The organism is Bowmanella yangjiangensis, assembly GCF_017255015.1.
GTDB classification, from domain to species: domain Bacteria; phylum Pseudomonadota; class Gammaproteobacteria; order Enterobacterales; family Alteromonadaceae; genus Bowmanella; species Bowmanella yangjiangensis.
Genome location: NZ_JAFKCS010000011.1, coordinates 50,973 through 64,430, shown reverse-complemented (window position 1 = coordinate 64,430; position 13,458 = coordinate 50,973). Strand labels below are relative to the sequence as shown.

Genomic DNA, 13,458 nt, shown 5'->3' with positions numbered 1-13,458 from the left:
ATCTTAAAAAAGGGCGAGTTATCGCCCTTTGTTTTTTCAGGAGTAAGCCAATGAGCAATGATTTTTCACGTTTAAGTCCGTTAATGGGTGCGTTGCTGGCTGCCGGCTTGTTAGCCGGGTGTTCCGGTAGCCCCGAACAAAGTGCTGATTATCTAATAAGCAGCCAACACATTTATACCGGTAATGGAACTCAGCCCATGGCGGGTGTGATCCTGGTTAAAGACGGCAAGATTGTCGATGTACTGCCCGAAGCCCCCAAAAATCTGCGCGTGGCAAAGCATATTGATGCCAATAATTTGGTCGTAGCACCAGGGTTTATCGACCCTCACACCCATGCCTGTAATGACTTTGACAAAGGTCAACCTAACCTCAATGCCAACTATCTGACCCAGGGCGTGACAACGGTATTTTGTGGTAACGATGGTGGCGGTGATGTTGAAGTCGGTGCCACTTTTGATTTGTACGAAAAACAAGGTATTGGCAGCAATGTGGCCTTGTATGTGGGACATGGTGCTGTGCGCACAGAAGTCATGGGCCGGGAGAACCGTAAAGCCAGTGCTGCAGAGCTTGAACAAATGAAGGCCTTGGTTGAAAAAGCCATGCATGAAGGCGCATTGGGTCTTTCAACAGGGCTCTACTATGTACCAGGTAATTACGCTGATACGGCCGAAGTGGTGGCGCTGGCTAAGGTGGCTGCCCAGTTTGGCGGGGTGTACGACAGCCACATTCGTGACGAAAGCAGCTACCATATTGGCCTGATAGCGGCGGTACAGGAAGTCTTGGATATTGCCCGGGACGCAGAGATTCCTGTGCATCTGGCGCATCTAAAGGCATTAGGGGTGGATGTATGGGGGGAAAGTCAGACCATTATTAAGATGGTGGACGATGCCCATGCTAAAGGTTTGCATGTGACGGCGGATCAATATCCCTGGAAGGCCTCTGGTACCAGCGTTGCCGGTGCACTGATGCCACGCTGGGCATTGGCGGGAACCGAAGAAGAGTACCACGCAAGGCTGAAGGATCCCGCGCAATTGCCCGGAATCAAGGTAGAGATGCAAGACAACTTGCGTCGCCGGGGAGGGGCAGATTCCTTACTGATTAGTGACCCTACATCCGGTGAGTTACGGGGTAAAACCTTGGCACAAGTGGCAACCGAAAGAGGCGTTGATCCTATTGAGGCGGCATTGCAAATCATCTTGGCAGGCAATGCCAGAGTGGCAAGCTTTAATATGTCTGAGCAGGATATCGAAGCTTTGGTTCAGCAGGATTGGGTGGTGACATCTTCCGACGGTAGCCCTGGGCATCCGCGCAAGTATGCGTCTTTCCCTAAAAAGTATCAGGATTTTGTTCAGAACAAACCGCTACTGACACTGGGTGAGTTTGTTCTGCGCAGCAGCAGTAAGACCGCTGACATTTTTGGCCTGGATAACCGCGGTAAGCTACAAGCAGGTTATGCCGCAGACCTAGTGTTATTTGATGCAGCTAAGTATGCGCCGCGCGCTGACTATATGCATCCAGAGGTGTTGAGCGAAGGCGTGCAATGGCTGTTTGTTAACGGCGTCGCCGCCATCGAAGAAGGAAAACTGACCGGTGAGCTTGCCGGCCAGGCCCTACGTAAAAAACCATAATAGAAGTTGAGCTACAAACACATGTTGATGAGAACCCTTCCCCATACCCTGAAAGTGGGCTTGATAGTGGCTGGCTCGGTATTTTGTCTGTCAGTACAGGCAGACGTCCGGGACACACAAGCCTTTTATCCGCAGGATATTGGATTTAATCCTGATATTCCTACACCGGAAGCGTTTCTGGGCCACCCACTGGGTGAAAGGATGGCCCGCAATGACTTAATGGTGGCTTATCTCAAGCTGTTGGCTGAAAAATCAGATCGTATTCAGTACGAGGTCATTGCCCACAGCCATGAAAAACGCCCAATTGTGACGCTAACTATCAGTAGCCCTGAAAATCTGGCGCGTCTTGAACAGATCCGCAGTGCTCACCTGGCTTTGCAGAAGGCCGGTAGCAAGCAGGCCATCAGTCAGGACATGCCAGTGGTAAGCTGGGTCAATTATGGCGTGCATGGGGGAGAGGTTAGCTCAACTGATTCAGCTATGCCGGTGGCCTATCATCTGGCCGCCGCCAGTGGTGCACAGATAGAACGGATTCTAAAAGACAGCGTGATCCTGCTTACGGCCAGCTTTAACCCGGATGGCAACAGCCGTGAATCCGCGTGGAACTGGACCTTTGGTTCAGAAGTGCCGGTAACAGACGGCGTGAATGCCTTACATGGCGAGCCTTGGCCATCAGGACGTACTAATCACTATTGGTTTGATTTGAACCGTCAGTGGATGCTACAGCAGCATCCTGAGCCGGTAGGTTGGGTCGCTAAATTCCATCAGTGGCGCCCCAATATGGTGGCTGACTTCCACGAAATGCATTCGCATAAGTCTTATTATTTCCACCCTGGAGCCCCTGATAGGGTCTTTCCTTTGATCGGTCAGGATGCCATGGCGCTACTCAGCGATGTGGTGCAAGGACCCCGTGATTTCATGGATAGCGAAGCTCGCTTGTACTTCAATGAAGAGTCGTACGACAACTTCTATATAGGCAAAGGTGCCACCTATCCACATTTGTACGGTAGTTTAGGCATCCTGTTTGAGCAATCCAGCACGTCAGGTTTACTGGATACCCCGCGTGGTTTGTTGTCATTCAGAGACAACATCCGTACCCAGTATCGCGTCGGTATTTCATTGCTGGATAGTGCGGCGGCAAAACGTGAGTCATTGCTGAGTTTCCAGCGAAAGTTTGCCGATGCCACCAAAGCATTGGCACAGGATGATAAAACTAAAGCCTATGTATTCTCTGTGCCTGGTGATGAAGCGCGGGCCTTCCACTTCCTGGAACTTTTGCATCGTAACCAGATTGAAGTAAAGCGTCTGGCACGTGATGTCAAAGTAGATGGCCAGTTTTTTTCTGCCAGCAATGCCTTTGTGGTGGAAACAGACCAACCTACCTACCGGATGATCAAAGGCATGTTTGAGCGTATCACCAGCTTTGAAAACAACACATTCTATGATGTTTCAGGCTGGACCATACCATTGGCTTTTGGTGTGCAGTATGCGGCACTAAGCAGTCGTTCCTACAAGGCCGGTGACAGCGTGTTGCCAGCTTTCCCCAGCCAGAACGCACCGGCTAAAGCCGATGTGGCTTATGCCTTTGACTGGAGCCACTACTATGCACCGCGTGCCTTGTACCGTTTGCTTAAGGCTGGCTATCGTCCGCGCGTAACCACTGAGCCTTTCACCACAAATTCTGATAAAGGGAAAGTGACCTTGGGCCGTGGCAGTATTGTGATGTCGGTTGGCTGGCAGGGCGGTGCAAAACCCGATGAACTGCATAGTTTGATGAGCCAAATTGCCAAAGAAGATGCTGTGCCTGTTTATGCTGTGGGGACCTCTTATACAGCCAGTGTTGGTATGGATCTGGGCAGCAATCTGATGCTTGAACTCGACCAGCCAAAGGTACTGCTGGTTATTGGCGAGGGCATTTCTCAATACGACGCAGGTGAAGTGTGGCACTTATTGGACAAGCGTATGCAGATGCCGGTGGTATTGCTACATAAAGATAAATTGTCCTGGGTGAATCTTAAAGATTACAGCCATTTAATTATGGTAGGCGGAAGCTATGCTGATCTGGCCGATAAAACCGTGCAAAAGATTGACGGTTGGGTGAAAGACGGTGGTACTGTGGTGGGGATCCGTGACGGCGCCAAGTGGGCTGGCCAGAAGCTTCTGGATTTGAACCCGATTAAATTTAGCAAAGGTAGGTTAGCCAGCGCCCCCCGTATTGATTATGCCAATAAAGAGAATGCGGAAGCGCAGGATATCATCGGCGGCGCGATTATGGCGGGCGACCTGGATATCACCCATCCATTGGGATTTGGCTATCAAAGTCGAGACATTGCCAGCCAGCGCAATACATTGCTCGCGTTTGAACCGCCGAAAAATCCCTTTGCGACTGTAGTGAAAATAGCGGATAAGCCCTTGCTAAGTGGTTTTGCCTCACCTGAAAACCAGCAGCAACTGGCAGGTAAGGCGATGTTGGTGGCAGAGCGCAAGGGTAAAGGGTCGGTTATCCTGTTTACCGATAATCCAAATTTCCGTGCCTATTTCTATGGCACAGAAAAGCTCTTTATGAACAGTTTGTTTTTCTCTAAAGCCTTCAACAAGCCTCGCGCTTAACACCAATCAAAAGCCCTGGTTTCCGGGGCTTTTTTTTTGCCCGAACAAAAGAGTATGTCTAATGGGATGAATCCTGGTTTCCCCTGGTGCAGTGGTGCCTGATGTCGATCCCTATGTCTCTGTCTCGGCCCGGTGGTTGTTCGTTTCTGCTATAGCTGGGAGATATAACTTGGCTTAACTGCACATTCGAATAAGAGGGCGTTAAGGTTAAGTCTCTACCAGAAGATTAGCGCTTCATAACGATATTTATCGTGTGTTAGAGCAGAGAAAAAAATAAAGGCACCCAACTTGGGTGCCTTTAAACTCAGTTGAGCTTATCAGAGTTCGCAGGGCAGGCAGAATGCATAAGCACCGCGTGGGTCGTTGAACTTGGCAAACACATCAAATTCAGCCACTAACTGCTTAACCAATCCCATTAACTCGCCGTCACTTTGACTCTTCAGTGCTTCACCGAACCATACCGACGCCACACCGAAGAACTCGTTCCAGAATTGCTCTTTGGGGCTCAGATCACGCTGAACATACTTAGTATCGTATTGCTCAAGCCCTGCGCGCTCAGCGGCCGCACTAACGGCATCATCTAAATAACCGAGTTTATCCACCAAACCCAATTCCAACGCAGTCTGACCAATCCAGACGCGGCCCTGGGCAATGCTGTCAACCGCGGCTTTATCCATTTCACGCTCATTGGCAACCAGTTCAATAAACTGGTTATAGCCATGTTCAATATTGCGCTGAATCACTTCGCCGATCCTTGGATCCAGTGCTCGAACCGGGCTCATTCCGGCAAACTCGGTAGTACCTACACCATCGGCGTGCACGCCCAGGTAATCCAAGGTGTTTTCATAGGTCATAAACATACCAAAGATACCAATAGAGCCGGTAATAGTGCTGGGGGCCGCCCAAATCTCATCGGCGCCAGCTGAAATCCAGTAACCACCTGAAGCCGCGTAGGTGCTCATAGAGACCACCAGGGGTTTGCCAGCGGCTTTGATATTCTCTACTTCCTGACGAATCACCTCAGAGGCAAAGGCGCTACCACCCGGTGAGTCGACGTAGAGCACAACAGCTTTGACGGTATCATCCAAACGCGCTTTACGCAGCAGTGCCGCTGTACTGTCACCACCAATGGTGCCGGCCTTTTGCGTGCCGTTTAAAATAGTACCGCTGGCGACTACTATGCCTACATGGTCGGCATCTTTATGCACTGGCAGGTAAGGACCATTGATGACTTGCAGATACTGTTTAAAGTTGATGTGTTTGTAGCCTCGAGCAGATTTATCTTCACCTACCAGAGCAGTCAATTCGCTGCGAACTTCTTCGCGGTTGCGCAAACCATCTACCCAATTGTTCTCTACCGCATACTGGGCGAAATCACCGCCAACTTTGGAGAACTTAGCCAGGAAGCTATCCAGTTTCTCATCGAAATTGGCAATGTCCATGCCTCTGGCGGCGGCCACATCCGCCTTGTACTGGCTCCACAGGGCATCTAACCAGGCTTGGTTAGCTTGCTTGGCAGCGTCAGACATGTCGTCACGGATAAAAGGCTCAATGGCTGATTTAAAGGTGCCAACCCTGAATACATGGGTGGTTGCCTTGAGTTTTTCCAGCATGGATTTGAAGTACAGGCGATAACGGCCGTAACCATCAAGAATCATCCAACCCATGGGATTCATATACAGATGATCAGCATGGGCTGCCAGGTAGTATTGATCCTGGCTGAAATAATCACCGATAGCGTAAATGGGCTTTTCGCTTTCTTTGAAGCTATCCAGCGCATCACCCACTTGCTGCAACTTGTCCAGGCCACCTTGTTGTAAGCCATGCAGATCCAACACCAGGGCTTTGATTCGACGATCGTGCTTGGCGTTGTCGATAGCAAACAGCACGTCACGCAGCAATACTTCCGGATTTTCTTCCTTCTCTTCGAAGGCTTCCTGCATAAACTTAGCAAAAGGATCAACAGCGGTTTTTTCAATCACCAGTCTGCCGTTGAGGTTTAATACCAGTGCCGAATCTTTTGGCACCTCGACTTTACCTTCCTCTGAGACGATAGCGATGATCAGCGCCACCAGAATAAAAATGAATATCAGATTGAAAAACAGCTTTCGCGAAAAATTCAATACCGACCACACCCCTCCAGCGAGGGTGCGGAACATACCTTTTTGAGTTGCCATAACTACTGCACATTACTATTACGATATGTCTATCCTATCCAATGTCGGGCAGAACAAGAAACTGCAAATGTAATTTTTTATGATCCCTTACAGGGATTGCAGTTAATTCGGGTTTTTGCATAGGTTGGACCTGAATTATCGAGCGGTTTACCCGTTGCTGTACTATTAGCAGGTGAATTCTTTGTTAATATTGCGGTAGACTCACAACAGATTAGACCAGTTGAGAATAATATGAATAAACATCCTCTGTACCCGCACTTGCTCAGCCCACTTGATTTGGGATTCACCAGTCTGAAAAACCGCGTATTAATGGGCTCTATGCATTTAGGTTTAGAGGAAGAAAAAGGTGGCATAGAAAAACTGGCTGCTTTTTATGCTGAGCGCGCCGCTGGCGGTGTAGGTCTAATAGTCACTGGGGGTATTAGCCCAAATAGGCAGGGCTGGGTGTTTCCATTCGCATCTCGCATGACCAATAGCGCTCATGCTAAGAAGCATCAAATTATAACCCAAGCGGTACATCAACATGGCGGCAAGATTTGTATGCAAATCCTGCATACCGGACGCTATGGCTATCACCCCATTAATGTAGCGCCGTCGGCGATTAAAGCGCCAATCAACCCATTTAAACCGCGCGCCATGTCAGGTCGGGGGATCCGCAGCACCATTAAGGATTATGCCAACTGTGCAGCCATGGCCAAGTTGGCTGGCTACGATGGTGTGGAGATCATGGGGTCGGAAGGTTATCTGATTAACCAGTTCTTGTGTCCCCGCACTAATCAGCGAGACGACGAGTGGGGAGGGAGCTTTGAAAACCGGGCGCGTTTCGCTATTGAGATAGTCAAAGCGGTAAAAGCCAAAGTGGGCGCGGAATTTATCATTATTTTCCGCCTCTCCATGTTAGATCTGGTCGAAGGTGGCAGCGAATGGCAGGAAGTTGTGGCTCTTGGCAAGCTGTTGGAAGAAGCCGGTGTTACCATCATTAATACCGGCATTGGCTGGCATGAGGCCAGGGTACCCACTATTGGCACTATGGTTCCCAGAGCAGCTTTCACCTGGATCACCCAGCGAATGAAACAAGAACTGTCGGTGCCACTGATAACCAGTAACCGCATTAACGATCCGCAGGTTGCTGAACAGGTACTGGCTGAAGGACATGCCGATATGGTGTCTATGGCTCGGCCATTTTTAGCCGATGCCGAATTCGTCAATAAAGCTGAGCAACAGCGGGCTGACGAAATTAATACCTGCATAGCCTGTAACCAGGCTTGCCTTGACCATGTATTTAAGAAAAAACGTGCCAGTTGTTTAGTTAATCCCCGTGCTGGTTATGAGACAGAGTTAAATTTCCCTCTGACGCATCACAAGAAGAAGTTGGCCGTGGTTGGGGCAGGCCCAGCCGGTTTGGCGTTCAGTTGCTATGCCGCCGAACGTGGCCATGAAGTGCATTTATTTGATAGAGCCGCAGAGATAGGCGGACAGTTTAACTACGCTAAGCAAATACCGGGTAAGGAAGAGTTTTATGAAACCTTGCGATACTTCTCAGTCAGGCTGCATAAAGCCGGGGTGAACTTGCATCTCACCACGGAAGTAGATGCAGAGCTCTTACACCAAGGGCAATTCAACGAGGTGATATTGGCGACCGGTATCATACCCCGACAGTTAAATATCCCGGGTATAGAGCATAACAAAGTATTTAGCTATCTCGATGTGCTGCGAGACCACAAGGCGGTTGGGCAAAAAGTGGCGATCATTGGTGCGGGAGGCATAGGCTTTGATGTCGCTGAATACCTGTTGGAGCAACCCTCATTAACCACTCAACCTTTGCAGTGGTTACAGGCCTGGGGCATAGATAAGCAGTATTCCGCCAGGGGCGCCCTGACCACACCTATATCTCATATGCCTAATCGTGAAGTGTACTTGCTGCAACGTAAGCCAACTAAAGTGGGCAAAGGACTTGGGCCAACCACAGGATGGATCCACCGGGCATCACTGCTCAATAAAAAAGTTCAGATGCTGCCTGGTGTAAACTACCAGCGTATTGATGATGATGGACTGCATATCGACATCGAAGGTAAATCCCGCTGCCTAGCTGTGGATACCGTGATTATTTGCGCAGGGCAGGAGCCTCAACGAGCCTTGCAACAGGCACTTGAGCAGTCAGGCATAATCGTGCACCTTATCGGTGGTGCGGATGTAGCAGCAGAGCTAGATGCTAAGCGGGCAATACGCCAGGGAGCGGAACTAGCTTCAACTATATAATCCTCGCTTTTCGGGGTTATTTGCGTGGCGACTCATTCAGCCAGAGCTGGATGAGTTTCGCAATACGCTGGTGATCCTCCTCGGCGAAGGTTTTTAGCAGTCTTGTTGTAGTAGGCTTTGCGTTTATTTTAGCCTGCTGTTTGATAAACAAACGATGGAAGGCGCCTTTTTGCTCTGCATTGCCTTCATTCGTCGTGTTTGGGAGTTTTTTTCGCATAGCGCCCCTTGTAAATTGGCTAATCCTTTTCTAATTTAGCGCCAGAGTCCATCCTTTCAAACTTGTTATGCACGCATTAGAGCTGTTATTAAATCGTACCTCTCAACCCAGATTGCAAGAGCCGGCCCCTGCTGGTGAGATTCTTGAGAACATTATGCAGGCCGCTTTGCGCGCGCCTGATCATGCTGCCTTGACGCCATGGCGCTTTGTGGTGTGTCAGGGACTAGGATTGAACCGTCTGGGTGAAATATTAGAACAGGCGGCCATCGCCTCGGATATGTCAGAAAAAGATATAGAAAGGGCGCCACAGTTGCCGCTCAGAGCGCCTATGGTGATCGTCGCCATCGCCAAATATCAGGACAACCCCAAAGTACCTTGGGTGGAGCAGGTGGCATCGACAGCCTGTGCAGTGCATTCCATGCAAATGGCGGCGTTGGCACAAGGCTTTAATGGTATTTGGCGTACCGGCAGTTATGCGCAAAATGATGAAGTCAAGAAGGCCTTTGCTTTACAAGAGCAGGACGAGATAGTTGGGTTCTTGTACCTGGGTACTCCGCAAGCAGAGGCATTGCCGCGTAAACCCAAGTCCAGCGCCGATTATTTTGAATTCTGGAACGAATAAGCTGCCGTCAGATTTAACAGGCAGCTAAACAATAAGGATGATGCGATGAACAAAGCCTGGTTATTGCTGCCGTTATTGTGGGTAAATCACAGCTTGGCAGCCGAAGAATCACCTAAGGACAGTTGTGAACTGGCTGGCAAACTATATGCAAAAGGCGATCTAGACGGTGCGCTGGAGGAAGCGCGCTGGTGTGTTACCTTGTTGGAACAGGAGCAGAACAATGTGGTGGCTGCACTGTTTAAAGATGAGATTGCTGGTTTTGCCGGAGGCGATATAAGCCATCGGCAGGCCTTTGGCTTTACCAGCCTGGAACGGGACTACCAAAAAGATCAGCTTAAGGTGAATGTTAGTCTGGCTGGGGGCGCTGCCGGGGGATTGGTCGGCGCGTTAAGCGTATTCAGCCAATTAGGATTGCAAAGCGGGCAGGGGCAAGCGCTGCGCATTCAGCGCCGCAATGCGATGGTGATGCAAGAGTCCGGCAAACAAGTTCTGCAGGTGTCGCTACGAAGTGGGGGCATTCTGAGTTTTACTTCCGAGCAGTTGGATGCCGAGCAATTAAAAGCCTTTGCCAACGAATTTCCGGTCACTGAACTGGATGACGCTTTACAATAAAAACGGGCCACTTGGCCCGTTTTTTGTTTTTCTGCTTTTATTAGTAACTAGCGTTACCCGGCGTGCGCGGGAAGGGAATAACATCACGCACGTTCTGCATGCCTGTTACATAGGCGACCAGACGCTCGAAACCCAGACCGAAACCTGAGTGTGGCACTGACCCATAACGGCGCAAATCTCTGTACCAACTGTAATCTTCTTTGCTCAGGCCCATTTCATCCAGGCGTTGATCGAACACATCTAAACGCTCTTCACGTTGCGAGCCACCAATGATTTCACCAATGCCAGGGGCCAGTACATCCATGGCCGCAACCGTTTTACCGTCGTCGTTGGCGCGCATGTAAAAGGCTTTAATATCTTTGGGGTAGTTTTGCATGATGATAGGCGCGCCGACATGTTCCTCAGCCAGGTAACGCTCATGCTCAGAGGAAAGATCCACACCCCACTCAACCGGGAATTCAAAGGCTTTGCCGGAGTTTTTCAGGATCTCGATAGCATCGGTGTAGTCCATGCGCACAAAATCCTGGCTGATGACTTTCTCAAGACGGCTGATGGCATCTTTATTGATACGATCAGCAAAGAAGGCCATATCGTCGCCACGCTCTTGCAAAACTGCCTTGAAAACATACTTGAGTAAATCTTCTGCTAATTGGGCAATGTCACTCAGATCTGCAAAGGCCACTTCCGGTTCAATCATCCAAAACTCAGCCAGGTGACGGCTGGTGTTGGAATTCTCTGCACGGAAAGTAGGGCCAAAGGTGTAAATTTTTGACAGTGCACATGCATAGGTTTCGCCATTTAACTGGCCAGAAACGGTCAGGAAGGCCTCTTTACCGAAGAAATCCTGGCTGAAATCCACCTCGCCCTTATCGGTTTTGGGGACGTTAAGCATATCCAGAGTAGATACCCGGAACATTTCACCTGCACCTTCGGTATCACTGGCTGTCACAATAGGAGTGCTTACCCACAGATAACCTTGCTCGTGGAAGAAACGGTGAATAGCTTGAGACAAGCAGTTACGAACACGGGCAACCGCGCCAATCACATTAGTGCGAGGACGAAGATGGGCGTGTTCACGTAAAAATTCGATACTGTGGCGCTTAGCCGCCATAGGATAGGTGTCCGGGTTTTCTACCCAGCCCACAACCTCGATAGCCGTGGCATTAATTTCCAGCGCCTGGCCTTGACCTTCAGAAGCCTTAAGAGAGCCTGTTACGGCGACCGAGCAACCGGCAGTCAGTTTCAGCACATCGTTGTAATTCTCAAGGTTATTCAGTGCAATAACCTGCACAGCGTCGAAGCAGCTGCCATCATGCACGGCAATGAAGGATAAACCTGCTTTTGAGTCGCGACGGGTGCGAACCCAGCCTTTGACAACAACGTCAGCACCAACCTGATGCTTACCTTTGAGAATTTCTACCACGGGGGTGTGTGCCATCTAACCTCTCCAGACGATCCATGCACGGATCTCATATATGCTCTACAGTATTGTTTACAGGGGAATCCCCGGCACTTGGTGCGCAAAAAGCGCCAGGATGGCAACGATCTAAAATCGTGCGTCCCGGACGGGGTGTGTAATCTTACTTGGCTGACAGCCAGACTCAAGAAAAATCCTTTATGCCGACACTCTCGCAGCGAAAATCCGGAATTGAACGCAGACGCTTGCCGCCTGAACAGGATTGGCTGTTTCGCAGTTTGATTGCCGGCAGTGTTGTCGGTTGGTTGTTGTTTGTTGCAGCCATGCTGCTGTTCCACTATGCCAGGCCGGAGTTACAAACAGGTTTTATGCAGGCGCTAGGTATCAACACTGAGCAGGGTTGGCATCATTCACTAACTGGGTGGTTGTTATTGACGCTGGTCGTCACTGTGCTACTTAGTTTGGTTGCCTTGTTTGTGCGTGGGCGCCGCTCCCGGCGGCGCAATGATGGTCTGTGGTTAAATCTGATGTTATTGGCGCTGCTTTCTGCCAGCAGCCTTGTTTGGTTGCTGGCGTTTGCAGGTTAACTCTTGCTTAATCCATCAGGGCAAAGGTAATGCCTTCCACTAACTGACTGAGCTGTGCTTCATTAATAATGTAAGGCGGCATGATATATACCAACTTGCCGAATGGGCGCACCCAAATCCCGCGGCTGATGCAGCGGCGCTGAAAGGAGGCTACATCCACTGGCGCTTTACATTCCACCACACCAATGGCCCCAAGCACCCGGGTATCCGCAACCGAAGCGAGTTTGTTCAAGGGTAACAACTGCGCTTTTAGCTGCGCTTCTATGCTTGCGACCTGAGACTGCCAGTGTCCTTGCTGCAAAATGGATAAGCTGGCATTGGCCACCGCACAGGCCAGCGGATTACCCATAAAAGTAGGGCCATGCATAAAAACCCCTGGCTGGCCCTGACAAACACCAACCGCCACATCCTCACTACAGAGCGTCGCAGCTAACGTCATCATGCCGCCGGTCAGGGCTTTACCCACACACAGAATGTCCGGACTGATATCCGCATGTTCGCAGGCAAACATTTTACCGGTACGGCCAAAGCCGGTGGCAATTTCGTCGGCAATTAATAGCACATTGTACTGATCACAAAGCTGACGGGCACGACGCAGATAATTAGCATGGTAAATACGCATCCCCCCGGCTCCTTGTACAACAGGCTCAAGGATCAGGGCGGCAACTTCGTGATGATGACGTTCCAACAGCTCGGCCAGTGGCTGCACATCATCTTCGTTCCAAAGCTGGTCGAAACGAGTTTGTGGTGCGGGAGCAAAGTGTTGCTGTGATAACACCTGCTTAAATAAACTATGCATGCCGGTAACGGGATCGCATACGGACATGGCATTGAAGGTGTCACCATGGTAACCATTTCTGAGTGTCACAAACTTATGTTTACTCTGGTTACCCTGACAGGCCCAGTATTGCAGGGCCATTTTCATGGCTACCTCAACCGCTACCGAACCTGAGTCTGCCAGAAATACCCGGTTGAGTCCTTGTGGTGCTATGTCCAGCAAGGCTTTACATAAGTTTATGGCGGGTTCATGGGTCAAACCACCAAACATGACATGTGGCATTTGCGCAATCTGTGCATGAGCAGCCTGGGTCAAAGCAGGGTGGTTGTAGCCATGGATAGTAGACCACCAGGACGACATACCGTCGATTAACGCCTCGCCACTTTCCAGGTGGATATGCACACCTTCAGTGCGTTGCACCCCATAACAAGGCAGTGGATTAAGAGCGGACGTGTAGGGATGCCAGATATGCTGGCGATCAAATTCAATATCCATGGTTAAATAATGCTCAGTTGTAAAGCCTGAAAAATGCTAGCGGTTGACAAGTTATG

At 50.0% G+C, this 13,458-nt stretch carries 10 protein-coding genes; 6 read left to right on the top strand and 4 right to left on the bottom strand.

Annotated features, from left to right (window positions below):
• Nucleotides 1–50: 50 nt before the first annotated feature.
• Both J0A65_RS12500 and J0A65_RS12495 read left to right on the top strand, forming a co-directional pair.
• Nucleotides 51–1,628 carry an N-acyl-D-amino-acid deacylase family protein gene (locus J0A65_RS12500; protein ID WP_206594522.1) on the top strand — a complete coding sequence of 526 codons (1,578 nt, stop codon included), beginning with the start codon at nucleotides 51–53 and terminating at the stop codon, nucleotides 1,626–1,628.
• Nucleotides 1,629–1,649: 21 nt separating this feature from the next.
• Complete coding sequence (locus J0A65_RS12495) at nucleotides 1,650–4,238, top strand: M14 family zinc carboxypeptidase (RefSeq protein ID WP_206594521.1); 2,589 nt, start codon at nucleotides 1,650–1,652, stop codon at nucleotides 4,236–4,238.
• A gap of 317 nt (nucleotides 4,239–4,555) precedes the next feature.
• Here J0A65_RS12495 and sppA read toward each other — a convergent pair whose 3' ends face one another.
• The gene (sppA, locus tag J0A65_RS12490; protein WP_206594520.1) at nucleotides 4,556–6,415 is read right to left on the bottom strand and encodes a signal peptide peptidase SppA; all 1,860 of its coding nucleotides are present in this window, start codon (nucleotides 6,413–6,415) and stop codon (nucleotides 4,556–4,558) included.
• 231 nt (nucleotides 6,416–6,646) lie between these two features.
• Between sppA and J0A65_RS12485 the strand changes: the two genes are divergently transcribed.
• Nucleotides 6,647–8,674 carry an NADPH-dependent 2,4-dienoyl-CoA reductase gene (locus J0A65_RS12485; RefSeq protein ID WP_206594519.1) on the top strand — a complete coding sequence of 676 codons (2,028 nt, stop codon included), beginning with the start codon at nucleotides 6,647–6,649 and terminating at the stop codon, nucleotides 8,672–8,674.
• 16 nt (nucleotides 8,675–8,690) lie between these two features.
• Here the strand turns inward: J0A65_RS12485 and J0A65_RS12480 are convergent, their stop codons facing one another.
• Nucleotides 8,691–8,891 carry a hypothetical protein gene (locus J0A65_RS12480; RefSeq protein ID WP_206594518.1) on the bottom strand — a complete coding sequence of 67 codons (201 nt, stop codon included), beginning with the start codon at nucleotides 8,889–8,891 and terminating at the stop codon, nucleotides 8,691–8,693.
• Between the two features lie 67 nt (nucleotides 8,892–8,958).
• On the opposite strand from J0A65_RS12480, the gene J0A65_RS12475 reads away from it, so the two are divergent.
• The gene (locus tag J0A65_RS12475; RefSeq protein WP_206594517.1) at nucleotides 8,959–9,513 is read left to right on the top strand and encodes an NAD(P)H nitroreductase; all 555 of its coding nucleotides are present in this window, start codon (nucleotides 8,959–8,961) and stop codon (nucleotides 9,511–9,513) included.
• 45 nt (nucleotides 9,514–9,558) lie between these two features.
• Nucleotides 9,559–10,125, top strand: a complete 567-nt coding sequence (locus tag J0A65_RS12470; protein WP_206594516.1) for a hypothetical protein — start codon at nucleotides 9,559–9,561, stop codon at nucleotides 10,123–10,125.
• A 40-nt stretch (nucleotides 10,126–10,165) separates the two neighbouring features.
• Here the strand turns inward: J0A65_RS12470 and asnS are convergent, their stop codons facing one another.
• Entirely contained in the window at nucleotides 10,166–11,563 is a 1,398-nt protein-coding gene (asnS, locus tag J0A65_RS12465; RefSeq protein ID WP_206594515.1) for an asparagine--tRNA ligase, read from the bottom strand.
• Nucleotides 11,564–11,742: 179 nt separating this feature from the next.
• On the opposite strand from asnS, the gene J0A65_RS12460 reads away from it, so the two are divergent.
• Nucleotides 11,743–12,129 carry a hypothetical protein gene (locus J0A65_RS12460; RefSeq protein WP_206594514.1) on the top strand — a complete coding sequence of 129 codons (387 nt, stop codon included), beginning with the start codon at nucleotides 11,743–11,745 and terminating at the stop codon, nucleotides 12,127–12,129.
• 7 nt (nucleotides 12,130–12,136) lie between these two features.
• Here the strand turns inward: J0A65_RS12460 and bioA are convergent, their stop codons facing one another.
• Nucleotides 12,137–13,402 (bottom strand): adenosylmethionine--8-amino-7-oxononanoate transaminase, encoded by a 1,266-nt coding sequence (gene bioA / locus J0A65_RS12455; RefSeq protein WP_206594513.1) that lies wholly within the window; start codon nucleotides 13,400–13,402, stop codon nucleotides 12,137–12,139.
• Nucleotides 13,403–13,458: the final 56 nt, after the last annotated feature.

Bases quoted from the DNA above. Each gene is read 5' to 3' on its own strand.
- sppA (WP_206594520.1), bottom strand. From the start codon at position 6,415: ATGGCAACTCAAAAAGGTATGTTCCGCACCCTCGCTGGAGGGGTGTGG.
- J0A65_RS12500 (WP_206594522.1), top strand. From the start codon at position 51: ATGAGCAATGATTTTTCACGTTTAAGTCCGTTAATGGGTGCGTTGCTG.
- J0A65_RS12475 (WP_206594517.1), top strand. From the start codon at position 8,959: ATGCACGCATTAGAGCTGTTATTAAATCGTACCTCTCAACCCAGATTG.
- J0A65_RS12485 (WP_206594519.1), top strand. From the start codon at position 6,647: ATGAATAAACATCCTCTGTACCCGCACTTGCTCAGCCCACTTGATTTG.
- asnS (WP_206594515.1), bottom strand. From the start codon at position 11,563: ATGGCACACACCCCCGTGGTAGAAATTCTCAAAGGTAAGCATCAGGTT.
- J0A65_RS12460 (WP_206594514.1), top strand. From the start codon at position 11,743: ATGCCGACACTCTCGCAGCGAAAATCCGGAATTGAACGCAGACGCTTG.
- J0A65_RS12470 (WP_206594516.1), top strand. From the start codon at position 9,559: ATGAACAAAGCCTGGTTATTGCTGCCGTTATTGTGGGTAAATCACAGC.
- J0A65_RS12480 (WP_206594518.1), bottom strand. From the start codon at position 8,891: ATGCGAAAAAAACTCCCAAACACGACGAATGAAGGCAATGCAGAGCAA.
- bioA (WP_206594513.1), bottom strand. From the start codon at position 13,402: ATGGATATTGAATTTGATCGCCAGCATATCTGGCATCCCTACACGTCC.
- J0A65_RS12495 (WP_206594521.1), top strand. From the start codon at position 1,650: ATGTTGATGAGAACCCTTCCCCATACCCTGAAAGTGGGCTTGATAGTG.